A 22,362-nucleotide genomic window follows, 5' to 3' on the forward strand; every position below is an offset into this window, starting at 1 on the left:
GATCCTAAAACAGGGCCAATTGGTGAAAAAGTAGTATTTTCAAACGTTGTTCCAGAATTTGGTACAATTGCAATGATGATACTAGCTGTTGCAATCATAAGCATCGTAGCAGTAACTGCAAAATCTAGAGTCATTCCAAAATTTTAGGAATTCCTCTTTTCTTATTTTCTTTTAATTAATGCAATTATCGCTAAGATAATTGCTGCTGCTGCAATTGATAATCCAAATACTGCAAAGTCATAAGATGCTCCATCATCTAAAGAAGAAACAGATTTCTCATCAGATTTTAGTTTTGAAACATCTTGTTGCAATGATGAAATAGCATTTTTTAGAGCAATGACATCACCAGTTCCTTCAGCGGTAGTCGGAGGAAAATCTAAAACTGCAGTAGACTCTACATCTTCAATTGGAATTTTTATATCAATCACAGTTCCATCTATTTCACCTTTGAATTCAACCATATAGGTACCAGTTTTAGTTGGAATAATTGGAGAAAAATAGTATCCAGGTCGTGGGTCAGAATTTACATCAATTTTTTTTGTAGCCCCACCAAACATAACAGTAGTATCTACATCTTTGAAAACACTAGTAACTCCTTTGTATGATCCTTCAGTTTCACCAGATTGAGTAATTTTAAAGACAAGATCATTTCGTATTCCAACAACAGGAGGTTCAATTCCCCAACCTGCCTCTATTTGATATTGTTCAACATGAACAGTAGTATGTCCAAATGAAGGTACAAGTATTCCTACAAAAAATAATAAACCAATAATACCAAAAATTACCATTTTCATTACTATCATTTTGCAATAACACGTTATTATCTTTACGTGAATTGGTACAAAGACCGAAATAATGAAAACTGTTTAAATTATCAACTATGACTTGAAGAATAAATGCAAAAAATACTGATTGCTCTTCTAGCTATTTCGTTTATTTCTATTCCATTTGTATATGCCCATCCGTTTACAGAAGAAACAATTCCAAGTCTGACATCAAATTCTCCTGCTGGTACTACAGAAATAATTGTATTTTTTTCAGAACCAGTTGACATAAACTTTAGCGAAATTAAAGTATTGGATAATAACGGAAATCAAATTGATAATAAAGATACTAGTTACTATGAAGGCGAGTTATCTCTTATTGTCACAACTCCGCCATTAGAAGATGGGATTTACACTGGAACAACTAAAGTACTCTCTAAAGTTGATGGGCATTTAGTTCCAAGTGCATTTCAGTTTGCAGTTGGAGATGTTATAATTGATCCATCTTTGTTTGAACAAAAGAGATCTTCAGAAATTATATTTTTACCTGAAGCAGGAGCTAGGTTTCCAGGACTTGTAGGTCAGACAATTATTTTGGGTGCAGTTATTGCGTCATTAATAATTTGGGAAACTCAAAATAAGCAGTTAATCAAAGAAGAATTTGATAAGATAGAATCATTTCACCATAGTAAATTCATGTCAATCACAGGAATTGGTTTAATGTTAGTTTTTGTTTCAAATATCTTGATGATTGCAACACAATCAATAAGATTAGAGGCTTCGGTTATAGATGCAATTCAGACAGATTTTGGTTTTACTTGGATTATCAGGATGATCATTACAATAATTTTACTGGTGATTTGGTTTACATTAGATAGGAAGAAAATTCTATCAAAGAAAAATCAAATACCATTGCTTATAGCTATGCTTGCATTAATTGGGACTTCTAGTATGATTGGACACGGTGCAGCCAGTGGAGAAATACCTGCATTAGTTTTAGATTACATGCATAATTTGGTATCAGCAGTGTGGATTGGTGGAATATTCTATTTTGTTTTTACTTTACTACCAACATTTTCACAATTAAAAGAATCAAAACGAGAAAAAATGAGTTTGGTGATGATTCCAAGATTTTCGATGGCATTTATCATTTCAGTAGGGATTATTATAATTACAGGACCAACACTTATGTGGTTCTTAGAATCAGATCTAGGAATAATCACTGAATCAATTTATGGTCAATTGATTATTTTAAAAATTTCAATTGCAATAATGATACTTGGGTTTGGAGCATTTTTCCAATTTAACGTTCAAAAAACTGCTGAAAAAAATTTTTCATCAGGAAAAATTTCAGTTCACAAAAAACTAAATAGATCACTCAAAATTGATGCTATGTTAGGAGTTATTCTTCTTGGAGTTGTAGCATTACTAACGAATGGAACATTACCTGCAGGCGAAATTCAAAAAGTTGATGCCCAAGAGATTGCTTATGGATTTAATACAGTAGAATTTACAGAAAATGCAAAATTCGATATTAACATTACACCATTCTCTAGTGGAACAAACACTATTGTAGTTAAAGTGACTGACTTTGATAACAAGCAACTATACGATTCAAATGAAGTAAAGGTAAAGATATCCAACCCATCAAAGAATATTTCACCGATTGAAATTCCAATGGATATAATCAAGCATGAAGAAAATAAGCCAATTGAATTTCAAGGGCAATTAACGTTTGGATTTTATGGGGAATGGTTGATTGAGATTGAAGCCAAACGAACTGATAATGCAAATGAATCAAAGATTTTGAATCTATTTGTAAAACCAAGATTAACAGACATTCAAACTAAAATTACAGAATATGAATTTCCTGAAAATGCAAAGCCTCTATTTCCAATATATGATGGGAAAGATTCCATATGGATTAGTGATGCATCAGCACCACGATTATGGGAATTTTCACTTGAAACAAAAGAATTTACTCCATATTCATTTGATGGATTGGTAACCACATTTCTAACTCAAGATAATAAAGGAAGAATTTGGTTTACAGATACACCGCGGAATCAAATTGGATTTATTGATATTGAAAGTAAACAGATTACAACAAAAACTCTTCCAAAACTAGATCCTTTAATTTCAGAAAATACACCACTTTTCATCCAATCTGATTTTGAGAATAATATTTGGATTACAATTGTCAATAAAGATAGAATTCTAAAATATTTACCAGACCTTAACAAATTCGAAGAAATTGTACTTACAGGAAAAGAATCACTGCCATTTGCTCTAACAATTGATGAGGATGGAAAGGTTTGGTATAGTACTACGGGTGCAGGTAAAATAGGATTCATCAATCCTCAAGATAATTCGGTAGTGCAAATTTCTACAGACATTATACTTCAAGGTCCAGAATCATTGGTTTTTGATGATAAAGGAAATCTATGGATTGCAGAACATACAGGTTTAGCTATTACCAAATTTAATCCAATTTTAGGGACATTTGAGCGGATTTTAATTCCAAACAAAGATGCATTACCATTTGGTATGACATTTGATAAGTACAACAATATTTGGTTTGCTCAACATACAGTAGATAAAATTGGAGTTTATGATCCAGACAACAATAACTTGCTTGAAATTCCAATACCTACAGAGAATACATTTATTCAGTTTATGACATCTGATAGTGATGATAACGTGTGGTTTGTTGAACAACAATCAAATAAAATTGGAACTGTGAAAACTACAGAAATTCCAGTTGTTGCTTCATATACAGGATCATCCAATAATTTTGAATTAAAGTATACAGAAGTTGTTTCACCGCTTATTGCATTGGGAATTATTGCAACATCATTATTTTTTGTAAGAAGTGTTAAAGATAAAAGAAGATTAAATTCGTTGATTAATGCTTAGATAACAAGCCAGCAGATTTTATTCCAATTGTTCCAGCAAGGAGGCCAATTGCTAATAATACAATTGTTCCAGCAGGTGTTATATCAAAAATATAAGAAATTAAGATTCCTATAACTACAGAGAAGACTGAAAAACTCATAGAGATTATAGCAGTCTGTTTGAATCCTTTGCCATACATAATTGCAGTAACATTAGGAATTACAAACAAAGCAGAAATTAACAGTACGCCAACTAACTGAATTGATGTAACTACAGTTAGTCCTGCCATGAACACAATCAAATAATTGATTTTTTCAACAGGAATTCCACTGACTTTAGCTTGTTCCTCGTTAAATGTGGAATAAAGAATTTGTCGATAAAGTAATAAAATTACAATAAGAATTACACCAGTAAGTGCTAAGATTAGTATTGTGTCATTTACACTTACTAGAAGAATACTTCCAAATAGAAAACTAAAGATATCTATTGTAAATCCTCCTGAAAAGCCAATAATTACAAGCCCAACTGCGATTCCTGATGACAGTAATACTGCAATTGATGCATCACCAGAGATGTTGTATCTGTCCTTGATTTTTGTAATGATTAGAGCACTAGTTATTGAAACACCATAAGCTGTCCATAGAGGATAAATTCCTGCCAGCAAACCTAGTGCAATTCCTCCAAATGAAGAATGTGCTATGGCATCACCAAATAATGAATACCGGCGTAATACCAAAAACAGTCCAATTACTGAACAAAGGATTGCTATTGCAACTCCAGAAATTAATGCTCTGTGCATGAAACTGTATGACAAAATTTCTAGAGTCATTCTTAATGATGATGCATATGCTCCTGCATTGAAGCCTCAGAATATTGTTTGATGAGTTCATCATTTGAAAAGAATTTTTCAGATTCTCCATGGAAAAATAATACTCTATTTAGACAGGCTACATGATTTGCCAGTTGATTAACAGCATCCAGATCATGAGAAGACCAAATAATAGTGATTTTTTGTTTTGAATTTAATTCACGAAGTATACTGTAAAATAATTCTATACTTTGTTGATCAATTCCTGTAACAGGTTCATCCAGAATGAGGATTTTTGGACTGTTTACCAAAGCTTTTGCAATAAATACTCGCTGAAGTTGTCCTCCAGATAATTCACCTATTCTTCTATTACGAAGTTCATGTATCCATAATTGTTGTAAAATTTCATCAATTTTATTTTCATTAGATTCATTTCTTAATCCCATTCTTACCACATCGCTAACAGTGACGGGAAAATTTTTCTCAAAAATTGGTTTCTGTGGTACATATCCAATTTCTTTAAGATAATTTTTTGATTTTCTGATATCTTCACCAAAAAATTTGATCGTTCCCATATAGTTTGTATTGAGTCCTAACATTGAATCAAATAAGGTGGATTTTCCTGCTCCGTTAGGACCAATTATACCTAAAAAGTCGCCTTGATTGACTCTAAGGCTCACATTATCTAGTGCCTTAATATCAGGGTATTGAACAGTAAGATCTTTGATTTCTATTATCAACATAATGCCTCCTTTAGATTTTCAAGATTTTGTGTCATTTTAGATATGTATGTTTGATCAGATAAAACTTCCAGTGGTGATAAAATTAATACTTTGCCTCCTATCTCATTTGCAATTATGTTTGATGTGCGTGTATCAATATTTTCTTCACTAAAAATTACTTTGATATTTAATTCTCTAGAAGTTGAAATTATATTTTCAAGAGTTTTTGCTGTTACTTCTCCATGCGAATAATTTGATGAAATGATTGCATGTTGATTAAGATTATACTCTTCTGCAAAATAAGAAAATGCATTATGAAAAGATACAAAATCATGATTACAGTCAGATAATTCATCTCGAATTTTTGAATCAAGTAAATCTAATTTTTCTACATATTTTGCTGCATTGGATTGGTAATATAGTTTATTTTCAGGATCAGATTGCGAAAAAGCAAACGCTATGTTTTGTACTTGAATTTTTGCATAAACAGGATTTAGCCAAATATGCGTATCTGTAATTTCATGAGAATTTTCAGCATGAGAATTTTCAGCATGAGAATTTTCAGCATGAGAATTTTCAGCATGAGAATTTTCAGCATGAGAATTTTCAGCATGAGAATTTTTGATTGGAATTCCTTTACTTGTATCAACTATTTTACCAGAGTAATTAGTTTCTTGTAAATTATCAACCCAATTTTCAAAACCAAGTCCATTTATAATTATTAGATCAGACTTTTGCATTCTTTGTACATCTTTAACAGTTGGTTCCCAATCATGTGGTTCAACTCCTACTGGTACAAGTAAAATAACATCAACTTTTTCTTGTCCAACATTTTTTGAGAATTCGTATAGAGGGTTAAATGATGCAATGACTTGTAATTTTGAGTTATCAATTGTTGTAAATTGTTGATAAGAGTTAGTTCCATAAACTACAATTGAGCTTAGTGGGATTATAACCGATATGGCAATTATTGCAAATTTTATCTGAAGATTCACGCAGCAATTCACTTATGATTATTAATAAAGATATAAATTATTAATAAGATTAATTGCTAAACTTATAAGATAATTAATAACATTAGATATATGCCAATAGTCTCAATCTCATTAAATGATGAAATTCTCTCAGAACTAGACAAGCTGCAATTATCAATGGGGTTTTCAGGTAGGTCAGAGGCTATCAGGGCGGGAATTAGAGTATTTGTTTCTGAAGAAAAACAAAAAGCTGATTTGTCTGGAAACATTCATGCAATTCTTTTGGTAGTACATAATGATGAATTTGATCATGTTGTTTCTGGAATTACTCATAATTTTGAAGATCTAATTACAACACATCTTCACAGTAAAATTGAAAAAGAAAAATGCATGGAGTTGTTTCTAATAGATGGAGATGCAGAGAAAGTCTCTACAATAACAAAAGATTTCCAAATAAACAAAAACATGGATACCGTAAAACTAGTTACGCTTTAGATATTTGGTGAATTTTTTCTAGTTATAAAAATAATACTGGTTATTGAAATTGCTAATATCAGTAATACAATAGTTCCAAATTCTGGTGCAACAACTAGCGCAAATTCAGTTTCTTGCCCTGTGTTCCGAATATTTTCAAATTTAATAATTGTAGGGCCAGTCTGACCTTCTGCAAAAGTGAATTTTTCAAATTCTCCACCTATTTGTGCAGTTCCAGACACACGATGAATTTCTTTTCCATTTTGGATAATTACAATTGTGTAATCAGAATTTCGTAGGGGTTCATTTGTTTTTCCATCTCTGATTGTAAAAATAAAATTTGTATTAATTCCAGGCTCTACAGTCAAAGGATCCCATGAAAGGTTTACTTTAAAGTCCTCACTTTTTGTATACGCTTCTAATGGAAAAGATACATCATTACTAGCAGATATTGTAAATTTGATATTTTCAGGAAATGGTTCATCAGATTTTTTCATTTCATTTTTTAAATATCGTAAATGATCTTGCAACAATACAAGATGGACAATCCTCTCATCATCTTCGGTATAATCATCAACTGATACTGAAGAATTGAATAGTTCAATATCATTTACGTATCCAGAATAACTAGGAGACAAAAACTCGACGAAATCTTTTGGGAAATGAGTTTCTACATGTACTACTGATACATGAGACATTCGTTTTTCGCTCCAATCAAATGGCATTTCAAATGTAATTTGTTTAGCCTTAAAATCATAATTAAAATTGGAAATTGTATCAAAATAAGATTTTGAACGGAATTCTACATCGTTATTTTCAGAATCTTTCTGAATGAAAGAAATGGTCTCAATTATGCTCAAATCAGCATTATAGATACCAGAATTTTCTATGATATTTGTAGGCTCATCAATAGTTCTTATCTCAATCTCAAAGTTGTACAGACCACTCGAATTAAACAAAGGCCCAGTAATTTCAATAGGATTAGATTCAGTACTATGCCAAGCTCCAAGTAGAGAGTCTTGTTCACCATTAATTGTAATTTCATTATCTTGTGTTGGTCTTACTATAATTGGCAAAATACCATTTTCTGCAAAAAAGTAATTTCTAAAGATCATTTTATCATCATGAAATAAACCAATTAAAAAGGTGATATTTTTTGCATTTTCTTTTGTTTTCTTTTCTGTTGCAGTAATTGTAATTTGCTCTTGTTCATTTTCAAAAACCATTGGCATTTCTACTGAAACAGATAATTCTTTTCCTTGTACATTTATTGAAGAAATCGTATCAATTCCAAAGCCATGTCCAAAAACATTACTTACTGGAAACAATAAGCATAAAGCCATCATTAAAACGCTAAATTTGATTAATCTCATCATTATTTCTTTTTCACGGACCTATTTTACTGTCAGCAATTCCTCAACTTTTTGGATTAGTTCATCCATTGTTCTTGCCTCCAATATTGGTTGAAGTTCATTTGGATCCTTTGCACCAAGAGCAGATAATGAATAAACATAGTCAATTGTAGGTGTTTCTGTATTAAGATAATATTGTTCCAAAACATGATCTAATGCATGTGGTTCAACTATTTGAGGTAATGCCTGTGAGATAATTTTCTTTTTCCATAATTGAACCAATTGTTCCCATTTTTCGTATGAAATATTTTCATCTATTTCCAAAAGCATTTCAACTTCAGCTTGAATGTACATTTTCTCTTTAATTCCAATTTTCTCATGCATTTCAGATATTTCCTGATGTCCTTCTACTGAAAGAGGATCATAGTTTACAGGTTGAGGAATAGATGGCGGGATGATTCTTTTAATTTGAAATGAGTTTCTTCCAATTGTTTCAATGTGAAGTTGTAATCCATCTAGATTAACATCTTCACATTTGGTTATCTTAGCGATAGTTCCTATCATTCTGGGTGAATTCCATCCTTTTATAGAATTATTTTCATCAATCAAACATACTCCAAATTGTCCGTCGCCAAGCATACAATCATCAACTAACTGTTTGTAGCGAGGCTCGAATATTCTAAGAGGAAGTTCTTGTCGAGGAAATAATACCAAGTCTAATGGAAAAATAGGGATAATTTTTGTTTCTGTCATCTAGTTACAGAGAAATCTCTCTAGATATATGGAATACGGATTACCTTAGAATTAAAAACCATTCTCGTTTAGTATCAAGCCTAACAAAGCAGCACGAGTATGTTTTCCATATTCAGCTTGTTCAAAATATTTGGCATTTTTTGTTTTATCAACATCAGCAGAAATTTCATCTATTCTTGGAAGAGGATGTAAAATTATTGAATCATCTTTCATTTGTTTTAGTAAATCTAATCCGACAACATAACTTCCTTTTACTTTTAGATATTCTTCTTCATCTGGAAATCGCTCTTTTTGAATTCTTGTTACATAAAGAACATCAAGTTCATCAATGTGATCTTCAATATTTGGAGATTCAATAAAGTCTAATCTCTTTTTGATTTCATAAGTTGAATCAGATCTAATTCTAAGGGATTCAGGAGAAATTAGACGCACATCAACATCATAATTTCCAAGTCCATATAATAGAGAATAAACAGTTCGTCCATACTTTAGATCACCTACAATCCCAATCTTTATACCATCAATCTTTTTTTTTTCTTTTCTAATTGTAAATAGATCTTGAATTGCTTGTGTAGGATGTTCTTCTGTACCACTACCTGCATTGACAAGTGGTTTTTCTGAAATTTCTGATGCAAACCTACTTGAACCATCTAAAGGATGGCGTAAAACTAGAGCATCTGAATAAATCGACATGATTCGTACAGTGTCTGCAAGACTTTCGCCTTTTTGAGTTGATGATGAGGAGATATCAGAAATTCCTAATGAATTTCCACCAATTGATGCCATAGCAGATTCAAAACTAAGTCTAGTTCGTGTACTTGGTTCATAAAACAAATAACCTAAAGTTTTACCTTTACAAATTTCTCTTCTATCTGTTAAATTTAGTTGAATGATTTTATCTGTCGATGTAAAGATTTTTTCAAGTTTTTCTTTGTTAAAGTCTTTAATTGAGATAATGTCTTTTTGATAGAACTCGTTCATTCTTTCAATAATATATACAGGTGACTATACAAAGTATTCTGATGGAACAGTCCGACCTAATGGTTCGACGAATTAAGGAAGGAACTGTAATTGATCATATTGATGAAGGTAAGGGTATTCAGGTACTTAATGCATTAAGAATAGATGGGAAAGACGGTAGTTTAATTACCATTGCCTTGAATGTACCAAGTGGAAAATTTAAGAAAAAAGATATTATCAAGGTAGAAAATAAGTTTCTAAAAGATGATGATACAAACAAGCTTGCAGTCATTGCCCCAAAAGCAACAATTAACATGATAAAAGAATACAAACTTGTTGAAAAACGAAGAGTTTCATTACCAAATGAGATAGATAGGATATTCCGATGTTCTAATCCAGATTGTATTACAAACAGTACAGAATATATTGAATCAGTTATGGATGTGATTGATAAAGAAGGGAGAGTTCTCAAGTGCAGATACTGCGCCAGAGTTTTAGATGTAAACAAGCTAAAATATAATTAAAAAACCTAAAAATTTGAAAAAGATATTGTAAGGACTATTGTCCTAAGATGATAAACATCATAACTATACCATAGATTGCGATTGATTCGACCATACCTACGAAGATGAATACCTTAGACTGTAAAGCTGGGTTCTCACTAATGACTGCAAGACCTGCTGCACCTACTTGACCAAGACCTATTCCTGCTCCTCCTGCTGCAATACCAAATGCTAAACCAGCACCGAGAAGTTTCATAGAGTCACCACTAGATGCAGAATCTTCTTGTGCAAATGCAATTCCAGTTGAACCTAGAATTGAAATTGCTGATGCTGCCAAAAGTAACATGACGATAGTTTTCATTTACGTTCAGACTCCATTGGGTCCATATTTAAATCATGATGAGATATTTGACTCAAACTCGATCTAGTGTTTTCTTTTTGAATGATTTTAGATCGTCTTTAATGGAATTTACAAAATCTTCATAGTTTACATCTAATTCTTTCTTAGAATTTTCAAGTAATTTTTTTATTTCTTCTTTTGCCATTATCATCTACTTTCCATCTTTGCCTTGACTTTTTTTAACTTTGCGAATTCTTCTCTTTCTCTTTCTTCAAGAGTAGAGAGAATAAATCTAATATTATCTTTGTATTGAGGAATAATGACATTTTCAAGCGCATTTAGTAATTTTTGCGTTTTTTCTAATGCTTTTGCAAGACTAAAAATGGAATTTTCATATTCTGCTGCTTTACAAATTTTTGGCATCAATTCTTTGATTTGTTTTGCTGCTCTATCAATTGAAGAATTTGTATCTGCAAATCCATAAGGCATTGATTTTGTATCTTTTTCTGTAACAGTAAGTGCAGGGATTTTAACATCAACAACTCTTCTCACATGAACTTCTACTTCCATTACAGGTGGAGTAGACTCTGCTACAGAGTCAACAGTATTGGTTCCTAATGCCAAATATGCTTCGTTAACTGATGTGTAAATATCTTGTAATGGTTCCCATATTCCACCTCTTGCTTTAGATGCTTCTTGAATCATCTCTTCAATATTTTTTAAGAGAACTTTACGTTTATCATCTAAAATTTGCTGAACCATTACAGCAATTTGAGTAGATTTTTTATATTTAAAAAGTTCAATTTTTGTTGCTGCAACGTTTTGTCCAAATGACATTTAGTTATTCTTCCTTGTAATACTGTTCTACGTACTTGTCTTTAATTTTAGTAATCTCATTCTTTGGTAATTTTGATACAATCTTCCACATAAGTGCAAGTGTTTCTTCAATAGTTCTGTTCTCATCAGTTGCTTGTGTAAGGAATTCTTTTTCAAAGGTATCACCTACATCCATGTATTTGAGGTCAATTTCAGTTAGTCCTGCTTTACCTACAATACCTGCTAGTGCTCTTACTTCTTGTGCTCTAGAATATGCATCATAAACTTGATTAGAAACTTCACTATGATCTTCTCTAGTACTTCCTTTACCAATTCCGTCTTTCATCAGTCTACTAAGACTCATCAAAATATTGATTGGTGGATAAACTCCTTGCCTGAATAAATCTCTACCAACTACTATTTGTCCTTCTGTAATGTAACCAGTAAGGTCAGGAATTGGGTGTGTAATATCATCAGATGGCATTGATAAAATTGGAACTTGTGTAACACTTCCTTTTCTTCCATTGAGTTTTCCTGCTCTTTCATAAAGTGTTGAAAGGTCAGTGTAAAGATAACCAGGATATCCTTTTCTTCCAGGAACTTCTTCTCTAGCTGCACTAATCTCTCTTAATGCTTCTGCATAATTTGTCATGTCAGTAATTACAACTAGAACGTGCATTCCTAATTCAAATGCCAAATATTCTGCTACAGTTAATGCTACACGTGGTGTAATGATTCTTTCAATTGCAGGATCATCTGCTGTATTAAGGAATAGAACACTTCTTTTGAGTGCACCGGATTCTTCAAGACTTCGTCTGAAATATTCTGCTTCACTGTACTGCACACCAATTGCTGCAAATACTACAGCAAAATCATCTTGTGTTCCAACAACACTTGCTTGTCTTGCGATTTGTGCTGCCAAAAGATTGTGAGACATACCAGAACCAGAAAAGATTGGAAGTTTTTGTCCTCTAACTAGAGTCATCAATCCATCAATTACAGATACACCAGTTTGAATGAAATCCTTTGGATATTCACGTTGTTCTGGATTCATTGGTTCTCCGTTAATATCTACAAATTTATCAGCAATTGGATCTGGCAGTCCATCTTTTGGTCTTCCTAGCCCATCAAAAACTCTGCCAAGTACTTCTTTTGATACTGGCATTTCCATAACTTTACCTACAAATTTTGCGCTAGTTCCAGAGATTGATAATCCAGTTGTTCCCTCAAAGACTTGAACAATTGCTTTACCGTTTCCTACTTCTAGAACTTTACCTAATCTTCTTTCCCCTTCAGTAGTTTCAATTTCAACGAGTTCATCAAATGCTGCATTTTCAACATCATCTACAACAACTAGAGGGCCCTTGATTTCTGCAATCTTACTGTATTGAACTCCACCTTCTGCCGTCAATTTGATACTTTCACTCCTGAAATTGACTTGAATTGTTCTTGCATATCTTTATCTAATTGATCAAGTTTTGGCATCTCATCATCTTTTACATCCATTCTTGCTTTGAGCAAACTGCTTACTATACCTAGTTCTCGTATGTCAGATAATGCTGCACCGTCTTTTAGTGCTTGTTGTCCCTTATTGTAAAAATCAACACATAATTTCATTAATTTAAATTGTTTTTCTGGACTACAATAAGTATCAACATCATCAAAGGAGTTTTGTTGTAATAAAGCAATCTTTACCATTCTTGCAACCTCAAGAATCAATTTTTCTTCATCTGGTAAGGCTTCAGGACCTAAGAGTCTGACAATTTCTTTTAATGTATCTTCTCTTTGTAAAATACCATAAGTTTCACTTCTAATGCTAAACCAATTTTCATTAATGTTTTCACTCCACCATTTTGCGATATCTGCAAGATAGCCAGAATAGCTGTTCATCCAATTGATTGATGGGTAATGTCTAGAGTATGCAAGTTTTGCATCCAAAGCCCAGAAAGTTTTGATAAATCTCATTGTGTGAGTTGTGACTGGTTCCGTAAAATCACCACCTGATGGAGATACAGCACCAATCAAAGTAACTGAACCGTCACGTTCTGGACTACCAGTTGCTTGAACACGACCTGCCCTTTCATAAAATTCTGCTAATCTTGATGCGAGATATGATGGATATCCTTCTTCTGCAGGCATCTCTTCTAATCTACCACTCATTTCTCTGAGTGATTCAGCCCACCTACTTGTTGAATCTGCTACAAGTACAACGTCTTTACCCATATCTCTATAATATTCAGCAATTGTAACACCAGTGTAGATACTTGCTTCTCTTGCTGCTACTGGCATGTTACTAGTATTTGCTACAAGGACAGTTCTATCCATCAATGGTTTTCCACTACGTGGATCTTTGAGATGGGGAAATTCAACTAATACTTCAGTCATTTCATTTCCTCTTTCGCCACAACCAATGTAAACAACAACTTGAGAATCAGCCCATTTTGCAATTTGGTGTAATGTTACAGTCTTTCCTGTTCCAAATGCTCCAGGAATTGAACCAGTTCCTCCTTTTGCAATTGGGAAGAATGTGTCAATAACACGTTGGCCAGTTAAGAGTGGAACAGTTGGATCATATCTCTTATTGTAAGGACGTGGTTTTCGTACAGGCCATCTATGATACATTTTGAGTGGAATTGATTGTCCATCTTTCTCAGTAGTAGCTAGTACAGTTTCTAAATCATAATCTCCTTCAGATACAAGGTTTGAGATAACTCCACCTGGATGATCTGGTGGAACCATAATAGAGTGTTCGATAAGATCCGTTTCTTGAACAGTTCCAATGATATTTCCTGCATTAACTTCATCTCCGTTACTTGAAGTAGGAACAAAATGATATTTTTTTGTCATGTCTACAGCAGTAGTTGTGATACCCCTTCCGATGAAAGAACCAGATGCTTTTGATAATTCTCTCAGTGGTCTTTGAATTCCATCATAAAGTTGTCCAATAATTCCAGGACCTAATAATACACTAAGTGGGTTTCCGGTACCTATTACAGGTTCACCTGGTTTAAGACCACTTGTTGATTCGTATACTTGAATAAATGCGACATCTCCTGTAAGTCTAATAACTTCACCTACTAATTTTGAATTTCCTACAGTTACAGTTTCATACATTTTTGCATCAGACATGCCGTCTGCTCTTACAGCTGGGCCACTTACCCAAACAATTCTACCTTGAGCTGCCATTTTTTAATTTCCCACTCCGAATTTTGCTGCAATTTCTTTCCTTATTAAAGGCTTCAGACGTTCAATTCTTGCGTCGATCGTATTATCAAATGTCATTGCACCATCTTTAGATTTTACTTTAATTCCTCCAAGACAATTAATTGTTGTAGATGACAATTCAGCTCCTGAAAATTGAGATAATGCCTGCTGGACAACATCTTTGTCTTTTGCATTTGTAGAAATTGAAATTTCTGAAGTACCCAAAATTTGAATTACCTCTTTAATTAAAGTCTTAATCAAGTTTGAATAATCATCACTGCGATCAGTATTTGCAATTTGGTCCAATGCTGTAGAAAATACCCTATCAACTGCTTCCTCTAATGCTAAAAGTTGTTTATTTCTGGCTTCAATGTCTGAGCTTCCTGTGATCTGTTTTCCAATTTTATCAGCCTCTTTTTTGGCATCAGAAATAATTTTATTGTATTCACTCTCTAATTTTGGAATAGCAGCATCTAGATTTTGTTGTGAATCATCTAGTGCTAATTTTATGTTAGAAATGATATTTTTTTCAGTATTTATTAGAATTTTGTCAATTGTACTTTCTAATGCGGAATTAGATGCCAATAGGTGCAGTTGACTTATAACGGATTTTAATGTTTGGGATGGAAATCAGAAAGATATTAAACTCAATAAAAATATCAAAAATTTGTCTTGGGAACAGCCGATCTAAAATTAGGAACCATAATTTTACCAAGAAATGAGTCTCCAAGAGCAATTTCAAGATTAACCGAATTTGAGTGGTATCATAAAATTGATTCTGCTAATGATCTGGTAACTCCTGAAATTGATGATCTTTTATTAAAAGCACAACAGACTTTCCAGTCAATCGACGATGTGGTCAAAGGAATGGGAATTCCTCTAGAGGTAGGAATTATGGAGATATTATTCAAAGGAACTGTGATTAAGAAAAAAGATTATGAAATTAATGAAATAGAAGAGATGGTAGAGCAATTAAGCAAAGAGGCTCCTTCCATTATCGATGAGCCAGCAAAATTATTACGAGATGCCGCTGATACTAGACTATCAATTGAAGAGTACAAGGCACTCAAAGATACATTAGAAATAATTAGAAAAATGAAGATAGATCTTTCTGGATTTGGGTTAATGAGATATTTTTTTGCAAATCTCTTTGTAATTAATTCTGCAGACTTTGATGAGATTAGTCGTTCCCTTGAGGATGTTACAATTTACAAATATGATTTAGAAAATAAGGAAAAATCAGCAATTTTGGTAATTTCTGGTACCGAGGATTCTGAGAAAGTTCTAAAAGTATTAAGAAGTTTTAATTCAACTACTTTTAAAATTCCAGAAGGATTTCCACAAATTCCAAGTGAAGCTTATGCACTTGCAGAAGCAAAAATCAAAGAATTAATTATAAAACAAGCAGCAATTAAAAAACAATTATCGGGATTAACAAAGAAGATCAGACGAGATATTCTTTCTATTCATGAAAAAGCACAAGTTGCAAAAGACGTACTTGAGACTCTAAGAAAACCTGGAGGAACAAAGAATTTTGCAGTAATTCAAGGCTTTATTCCAAAAAAAATGGAATCTAAATTTACTAATGTTACAAAACAATGGATGTCAGTTGTAGAGGACATAACAGATCCTAAATTAAAAGATGAAATTCCAACATTATTTGATAATAAAAAATTCGTTAAAACTTTTGAAGTAATCACAAAAAGTCAGGGAATTCCGAAGTCTGGAGAACCAGATCCAACACCTATGATTGCTTTGATGTGGCCAATTTTTTATGGATTGATGTTTGCTGACATGGGTCATGGGTTATTACTAATGGGATTAGGCTTATTATTCAAATTCAAAGGACAGGGAGAACTTTCTAGGTGGGGAATGCTTATTGCAATTTCTGGTGCCTCAGCAGCTATAGCTGGTGTAGGTGCAGGAGAAGCGTTTGGATATCATCTTGACCATATGGGTCCATTTGAAGGGTTATTGGAAGAAGGAGGAGCACTGCATTCAGTTAGTTGGATAGTAGGTATTCTCAGTGTTGCCGAATTAACATTTGAACAAGTAATCAACATTCTCAAAGTTTCATTATTCATTGGAATTATACATCTAGTTTGGGCAATGACTTTACGTGTAATCAGATTACTAAAAGAAGGTCATAAACTAGTAGTATTTACCGAAGCAATTCCAAACATCACACTTTATGGTGGTATTGTAGTTATAATGATGTGTGCTATTGGCTCCCAATATGATGTAATGAACATGTATTCCAGAGTTCACACGGAAGCTGTTCCTTGGGTAACTATGTTTCTTGGAGATTGGGCACAGGTTTGGATAATTACAAGAATTGCAGTTGTAATTGTAATTGCATCAATGATCATAATGATGGTTGGAGGTGTAATACATGCAAAGAAACATCCAGAAGATGGAGCAGATCCGGCAAGTGTAATCATGGAGGTTTTGCTAGGAAAGACAGTTGAAAGTTTAGCGCATACAATTAGTTATGCTCGACTTGGAATTATGTTGTTGGTACATGCGGCTCTATTGTTGACAGTAAACAATGCATTTTCATCTCTAGGAGGTGTTGAATCAGGCGGAGCAATAGCTATGATCATTGGTGGTAACTTAGGAATTATGATGATTGAAGGATTAATTGTGTATATTCAGTCTCTCAGATTACATTTGTATGAATTCTTTACAAAATGGTATGTAGGCGGTTCACAACCATTTAGACAAATTAGACCAGAATTGATTTACAACCAATTCATTTGGAAGAAGAGTTAAAATTAAAAAACTATTTTTCAACAGGAAGTTCTAATTTATTCCCCCATTCTCCCCAAGAACCTAGATAAACTCGAACATTTTTGAATCCTAGTTTTTTCAAAACTAGAAATGTATTGGCAGCTCTATATGCACCCTGACAATAAGTGATAATTTCAGAGTCTTTTGGATAGTTATATAATTTAGATAATTCATCATTATTTTTGAAGGTACCATCATCATTGATATTTTTGTTCCAATCAACATTAATTGAATTTGGAATATGACCTGATTGAGCTGCGCGGATAATACTACCATCATATTCTTCAGGAGAACGAACATCAATGATTTTTACATTTTTTAGATTATCTTTAATATACGCAAATCCTGATATTATATTTGGGTTGATATTTCCTGAAAAAATAGATGGTTTAAAACCATTAGGTTTGATTTCAAGTGAAAGGTTTTCTTTTTTCCATTTTGATATTCCACCATTTAACATTGATACATTTTCATGAGAAAAATACATCAACATCCAAACACCTCGTGCTGCAAGCATTCCAGAGACATTATCATAAAAGACAACTTTCTTTTCTGGTGTGACTCCTAGAAATGAAAGAAGTTTTTGTGTTTGATTATCAAAATTTTCAATTCCTTGTTTTGTTGTATCAATCCAATGAAATGCAAATAGATCTAAATGAACAGCCCCAGGAATATGACCTTCAGAGTATTCTTTGAATGAACGAGTGTCAACGATAATCAGATCAGTATCAGTAAGAATTGAGTAAAGTTCTTCTACAGAAATCAACATGATTGAAGTAAATTAATGCAATCTAAATTGATTTGCACTAGATACCAAATAAAGAGAAGATGTATTATTTGATTTGTTGATATTCTCTATTGGGATATACCAAAATCACTGCTAACATTCTTTAGAAGCGGTTCTCATCTAGTAAACTATTGAACATCTAAATAATACATAATAAATCAAAAAATTACATACACTAAATATTAGAATATTAAAGATATGTTTTTGATTATACTCACAATATAGATAAACAGTTATTCAAATTAAAAATTAAAAAAATTTCTTGTTTGATACTAAAGTGCTGATGAATCTGTCTTTTTACTGGCAATATTAACTACCTGATCAACATCTGTAACAATTACTATTCCATCACCACTCTTCCCAGTATATGCAGCTTGAGATATGGCTGAAATAACTTTTGAAACTTCAGAATCATCTACAACGGTCATGATAGAGTCCATAATATTATATTCAGCTCTAAACTGTGTTGTTCCTCTACCGCTTCGAAGCATAGGTCGCTCTCCAGAACCTTGACCTTTTATGCTTGTTACAGTTACGCCTTTTGCACCTGTAGATTTAATTGCACTAACCACTTCAGATAGTTTATCACTCCTAACTATAGTTTCCAATCTTTTCATGTTTCTGTTAATATTACGTTGTTAAAAAAGATATAGATAACAAGTAGAATTTTAAAATAATTTTTTAAGACAGAGATTTTCAAATATCTCAAATCACAAACAAATCTAGAAATTAAAACAAGACAGTATTTTTTCTTATTGCTTCTCAATCTAGATAGAATATGTTAACATAGAAAACAATGAATATTACAAATTAATAATACCTTAATCTGTTATTCATTAACATAAGCACGTTCACCATGCTGTGCTAAATCTAATCCTATCTCTTCTTCCCTAGGAGTTACTCTGATACCACCAGGCCATACTAAATCCATCACTTTAAGAATACCGAACGTAACCGCTAAAGTATAACCAACAGCTATAACAGCACCAATTATTTGGATGCTTTGTTGTTCCATACCCTCTGCAGTACCAGTCCATGCACCGATACCATCACCACCAGTATCCCAAATATGTGGACTTGCTAGGGTACCAGCAAGAATAACTCCGGTCAATCCACCCATACCGTGAACTCCCCAAACATCTAAAGCATCATCCCATCTTTTAGCATTCTTAAATGCTACTGCACCATAACATACAGCACCAGCAGCAATTCCAATAATCAACGCACCCATCGGACCTACCCAACCAGACGCAGGAGTAATGGTTCCTAATCCAGCAATGGTACCAGTAGCAGCACCAATGATGCTTGGTTTTCCGGTATGAGCCCAACTTAATAATACCCATGTCACGGTACCCATTCCAGCAGCTATGTTAGTAGCCATCCAAGCACTGACAGTTACACCATCAACCATAACTTGACTTCCAGGATTAAATCCAAACCAACCAAACCAGAGAATACCGGCACCTAAAACAACCAATGGAACATTATGGGGTTCCATTGGAACCTTTCCAAGTCCCATTCTTCTTCCTAAGACAAGTGCAGCAGCTAATGCTGCAAATCCAGCAGTAATATGTACAACTGCCCCTCCAGCAAAATCAAGCACATAACTAGGTGAGAGAGAAGGATCTAAATCCAGTGTTCCATCTGACATAAATCCACCGCCCCATATCCAATGAGCAACTGGATAGTAGACAAATGTAGACCAAACTATAACAAATATCAAAACTGCACTGAATTTCATTCTGTCAACAATACCACCAATAATTAAAATAGGAGTAATTATTGCAAATGTTCCCTGAAATGCTGCAAAAAGCATATGGGGAATAGTACCAGGCCAATCTTGGCTACATTGATCCGCATCAACCATTGCATTCATTTGATATGCAGCTGACCATGTATCAGTACAAGGACCTACTGAACCAAGTGGGGCAAAGTGAGAAACATTATTGAATCCAACATAGTCAAGTGCACCCATAAATGCATTACCTGCTTCATAATTAGGACCAAATGCCAATGAATAACCAAATCCAAGCCATTGAACAGCGGCTACACCCATAATTACTAAAGTCATACCGAAAACATTAACAGCGTTCTTACTTCTAGCAAGACCACCATAAAATGCAGCCACGCCAGGACTCATCAAAAGTACCAAAGAAGTAGCAGTCAACATCCAAGCTGTGTCACCAGTGTCAATTCTACAAGGTAACATGTTACCATCATCATCAGAATACCAACATTCATGAGGATTACCAGTGTATATTCCAGAAGTTCCAAGCACATAACCATCCATCCCATCAGATGTAGACTGCGCATAAGCCTGAGTCATTGCAGCAGCAGAAATAACTGAAACTATTGTAAACATTACGATAAGAGAAATCTTTTGATTTTTCACTTTCTAACCTCAAGCGAAGCCATTTAAAAAGATATTTTTTTTTTATTAATAAATTGTGTTACTATTGTAAATCAAATTATTGTGAGATTAATATTTTATAAGATAAAATATAACATCAGACACGTTGAAAACATCTCTTTTTGAAACCTTTAAGTTAACAAACCAACTAACTGGGAAGGCAAAAAGACAAAGGAAAATAATTAAAATTATTGGAACCACACATATTCCAAACCAGAGAACAAAAGTAGAAATTTCAAGAAAGATAAGTATGGAGAATAAACAATCTTGGAAGAATTCTTACTCTGGTGTTTATGACGATATTGAAAAAATATTGTTACCTCAAAAAATAATTGAAGAGGAAGGAAGAATTCCACTCAAAAGAGGACCACGTTTACTACAAAGAGAAGGTACAGGATATTACAAATTAACAAAAATAGGCACATTATTGTTATTTTGTATAGAAGACAGTAAAATGAAAATAGACTTTACAGATCTTACACATCAACAAGATCTGGGAGAAGAATTGAATTTATTATATACAATTAATCCTGACTTGTGTTTTTTATTGTTAGAAAAATATACATCCACAAGATGTATGAATGGAAAGGATATAATACCAATCACGTTAGAAAAGATTAGTAAAGTATACGAATTTCCATTAAATTGTAATTTAAAATTTATAAAATCAATACTGTCACACAGTAAAGATAATCAAAGAAGAATATTACAGATTCTATCACATATTGATTCTAAACATTAAAATCTATTTGTATTTGTTTCCAATATATGGGATCATCAAAGAATGTCTATGCCTCAGTTAAAGCATACAGTAAAAGAGGCAAATTACTGACAAAGGCTGATTTCCAAACACTTGCAGAATCAAGAGATTTAGAAGAATTAATGACTAGAATCAAAAATACAGTGTATGCCGATTCTGTAGCAGATGTTCAAAAACCATATACTTCACAAAGTATCGAATCAGCTTTAAGAAGTAAACTGGCAGATGTTCATTACTCCATTGCAAAGACATCAGGAAATTCAGGTGTATTAGATGCATATTATATGAAATTCATTATATCAAATCTAAAATTAATTCTGAAAGGTAAAGTTCTAGGAAAATCTCAAGAAGAAATTGAGATTCATGTTAATCTTCATGCAGAAGAATTAATCAAACAAAGAGATATTGTAATCAAAGCATTAGTTTCAAAAGATCTTGAAGAAGCTGTCGCAAGTTTGAATTCAGTTCAATTTGGAGAGGAGATTGCAAAGGCTGCAGCATTATATAATGAAAAAAAGAATGTGCAAATATTTGATATATATTTTGATAAAATATTATATCAGCATCTTGCTGATGCAATGAAGAACTATTCAGATAAAGAAGCAACAAAACTTGTTTCAATGGATATTGACTTTTACAATATTTTAACTGTAATTAGAGGAAAGTTCTGGGGATTGCAAGAAGAACAAATTAGAGATATGATTATTAGTACTAATCCACCTGCAAGAGGATTACTAGAAAGAATGATGGCAGTGGCTACAGTAAGAGATGCATTCAATGAACTATCTAGTACAAAATATAAGGATTTAGTACCACAAGTAGAAGATGAATTGAATGCTATTGCAGAATTTGAAAGAGCATTTGAGATGGCAATATACAGTTCATCACTTGGATCATTCAGAAAAATGTTTAGTTTTGGAACAATTATTGGAATTACTAAATTGACTTCCTTTGAAGTTAGAAATCTAGCAGCAATTGCTTTTGCTGTCGAACAAAAAATACCAACTGAGATTACCATGTCAAAGTTAATCCTAGAGGAAGAATAGGATT

General features: G+C 33.0%; 23 protein-coding genes. 7 read left to right on the forward strand and 16 right to left on the reverse strand.

Going from position 1 to position 22,362, the window contains the following annotated elements:
* On the forward strand, positions 1-147 hold a 147-nt coding region (locus tag OEM44_01855), incomplete at its 5' end, for a PEFG-CTERM sorting domain-containing protein (protein ID MDH3515545.1).
* 14 nt (positions 148-161) lie between these two features.
* On the opposite strand, the gene OEM44_01860 is transcribed toward OEM44_01855, so the two are convergent.
* Entirely contained in the window at positions 162-794 is a 633-nt protein-coding gene (locus OEM44_01860) for a hypothetical protein (GenBank protein MDH3515546.1), read from the reverse strand.
* A 102-nt stretch (positions 795-896) separates the two neighbouring features.
* Between OEM44_01860 and OEM44_01865 the strand changes: the two genes are divergently transcribed.
* Positions 897-3,680: a CopD family protein gene (locus OEM44_01865; GenBank protein MDH3515547.1), complete on the forward strand. Its 2,784-nt coding sequence runs from the start codon at positions 897-899 to the stop codon at positions 3,678-3,680.
* Here the strand turns inward: OEM44_01865 and OEM44_01870 are convergent.
* From OEM44_01870 to OEM44_01880, 3 genes are read right to left on the reverse strand one after another with little or no spacing between them, the layout of a single operon-like run.
* Positions 3,670-4,458: a metal ABC transporter permease gene (locus OEM44_01870; protein MDH3515548.1), complete on the reverse strand. Its 789-nt coding sequence runs from the start codon at positions 4,456-4,458 to the stop codon at positions 3,670-3,672. The genes OEM44_01865 and OEM44_01870 overlap by 11 nt on opposite strands.
* 32 nt (positions 4,459-4,490) lie before the next feature.
* Positions 4,491-5,210, reverse strand: a complete 720-nt coding sequence (locus OEM44_01875; GenBank protein ID MDH3515549.1) for a metal ABC transporter ATP-binding protein — start codon at positions 5,208-5,210, stop codon at positions 4,491-4,493.
* Positions 5,204-6,184: a zinc ABC transporter substrate-binding protein gene (locus OEM44_01880; GenBank protein ID MDH3515550.1), complete on the reverse strand. Its 981-nt coding sequence runs from the start codon at positions 6,182-6,184 to the stop codon at positions 5,204-5,206. Before OEM44_01880 ends, OEM44_01875 begins: the two co-directional genes overlap by 7 nt.
* Before the next feature lie 90 nt (positions 6,185-6,274).
* On the opposite strand from OEM44_01880, the gene OEM44_01885 reads away from it, so the two are divergent.
* Positions 6,275-6,658 carry a CopG family ribbon-helix-helix protein gene (locus tag OEM44_01885; GenBank protein ID MDH3515551.1) on the forward strand — a complete coding sequence of 128 codons (384 nt, stop codon included), beginning with the start codon at positions 6,275-6,277 and terminating at the stop codon, positions 6,656-6,658.
* On the opposite strand, the gene OEM44_01890 is transcribed toward OEM44_01885, so the two are convergent.
* From OEM44_01890 to pyrB, 3 genes are read right to left on the reverse strand one after another with little or no spacing between them, the layout of a single operon-like run.
* Entirely contained in the window at positions 6,655-8,010 is a 1,356-nt protein-coding gene (locus tag OEM44_01890) for a PEFG-CTERM sorting domain-containing protein (GenBank protein MDH3515552.1), read from the reverse strand. The genes OEM44_01885 and OEM44_01890 overlap by 4 nt on opposite strands.
* A gap of 21 nt (positions 8,011-8,031) precedes the next feature.
* Entirely contained in the window at positions 8,032-8,742 is a 711-nt protein-coding gene (locus tag OEM44_01895) for an LON peptidase substrate-binding domain-containing protein (protein ID MDH3515553.1), read from the reverse strand.
* 51 nt (positions 8,743-8,793) lie between these two features.
* The gene (gene pyrB, locus OEM44_01900) at positions 8,794-9,723 is read right to left on the reverse strand and encodes an aspartate carbamoyltransferase (GenBank protein MDH3515554.1); all 930 of its coding nucleotides are present in this window, start codon (positions 9,721-9,723) and stop codon (positions 8,794-8,796) included.
* Positions 9,724-9,764: 41 nt separating this feature from the next.
* On the opposite strand from pyrB, the gene pyrI reads away from it, so the two are divergent.
* Positions 9,765-10,226 (forward strand): aspartate carbamoyltransferase regulatory subunit, encoded by a 462-nt coding sequence (gene pyrI, locus OEM44_01905; GenBank protein ID MDH3515555.1) that lies wholly within the window; start codon positions 9,765-9,767, stop codon positions 10,224-10,226.
* Positions 10,227-10,260: 34 nt separating this feature from the next.
* Here pyrI and OEM44_01910 read toward each other — a convergent pair whose 3' ends face one another.
* The 6 genes from OEM44_01910 to OEM44_01935 are packed head-to-tail and all read right to left on the reverse strand — an operon-like array spanning position 10,261 to position 15,150.
* Positions 10,261-10,566: an ATP synthase subunit C gene (locus OEM44_01910; protein ID MDH3515556.1), complete on the reverse strand. Its 306-nt coding sequence runs from the start codon at positions 10,564-10,566 to the stop codon at positions 10,261-10,263.
* A gap of 52 nt (positions 10,567-10,618) precedes the next feature.
* Positions 10,619-10,750: a hypothetical protein gene (locus OEM44_01915; GenBank protein MDH3515557.1), complete on the reverse strand. Its 132-nt coding sequence runs from the start codon at positions 10,748-10,750 to the stop codon at positions 10,619-10,621.
* 2 nt (positions 10,751-10,752) lie between these two features.
* Positions 10,753-11,382, reverse strand: coding sequence for a V-type ATP synthase subunit D (locus OEM44_01920; protein ID MDH3515558.1), 630 nt, complete (start codon positions 11,380-11,382; stop codon positions 10,753-10,755).
* Between the two features lie 4 nt (positions 11,383-11,386).
* Positions 11,387-12,772, reverse strand: coding sequence for a V-type ATP synthase subunit B (locus OEM44_01925; GenBank protein MDH3515559.1), 1,386 nt, complete (start codon positions 12,770-12,772; stop codon positions 11,387-11,389).
* Positions 12,769-14,547 (reverse strand): V-type ATP synthase subunit A, encoded by a 1,779-nt coding sequence (locus OEM44_01930; protein ID MDH3515560.1) that lies wholly within the window; start codon positions 14,545-14,547, stop codon positions 12,769-12,771. The genes OEM44_01925 and OEM44_01930 overlap by 4 nt, the downstream gene beginning before the upstream one ends.
* Positions 14,548-14,550: 3 nt before the next feature.
* Entirely contained in the window at positions 14,551-15,150 is a 600-nt protein-coding gene (locus OEM44_01935) for a V-type ATP synthase subunit E family protein (protein MDH3515561.1), read from the reverse strand.
* A gap of 87 nt (positions 15,151-15,237) precedes the next feature.
* Between OEM44_01935 and OEM44_01940 the strand changes: the two genes are divergently transcribed.
* Positions 15,238-17,337, forward strand: a complete 2,100-nt coding sequence (locus OEM44_01940) for an ATPase (protein MDH3515562.1) — start codon at positions 15,238-15,240, stop codon at positions 17,335-17,337.
* 10 nt (positions 17,338-17,347) lie between these two features.
* Here the strand turns inward: OEM44_01940 and OEM44_01945 are convergent, their stop codons facing one another.
* The 3 genes from OEM44_01945 to OEM44_01955 form a co-directional block, all read right to left on the reverse strand.
* Positions 17,348-18,124: a sulfurtransferase gene (locus tag OEM44_01945; protein MDH3515563.1), complete on the reverse strand. Its 777-nt coding sequence runs from the start codon at positions 18,122-18,124 to the stop codon at positions 17,348-17,350.
* A gap of 290 nt (positions 18,125-18,414) precedes the next feature.
* Positions 18,415-18,759 carry a P-II family nitrogen regulator gene (locus OEM44_01950; GenBank protein ID MDH3515564.1) on the reverse strand — a complete coding sequence of 115 codons (345 nt, stop codon included), beginning with the start codon at positions 18,757-18,759 and terminating at the stop codon, positions 18,415-18,417.
* A gap of 212 nt (positions 18,760-18,971) precedes the next feature.
* Complete coding sequence (locus OEM44_01955; protein MDH3515565.1) at positions 18,972-20,534, reverse strand: ammonium transporter; 1,563 nt, start codon at positions 20,532-20,534, stop codon at positions 18,972-18,974.
* A 124-nt stretch (positions 20,535-20,658) separates the two neighbouring features.
* On the opposite strand from OEM44_01955, the gene OEM44_01960 reads away from it, so the two are divergent.
* Entirely contained in the window at positions 20,659-21,294 is a 636-nt protein-coding gene (locus tag OEM44_01960; protein ID MDH3515566.1) for a hypothetical protein, read from the forward strand.
* A 26-nt stretch (positions 21,295-21,320) separates the two neighbouring features.
* Entirely contained in the window at positions 21,321-22,358 is a 1,038-nt protein-coding gene (locus tag OEM44_01965; GenBank protein MDH3515567.1) for a V-type ATPase subunit, read from the forward strand.
* Positions 22,359-22,362: the final 4 nt, after the last annotated feature.

It is taken from the genome of Nitrosopumilus sp., assembly GCA_029862745.1.
GTDB lineage: Archaea > Thermoproteota > Nitrososphaeria > Nitrososphaerales > Nitrosopumilaceae > Nitrosopumilus.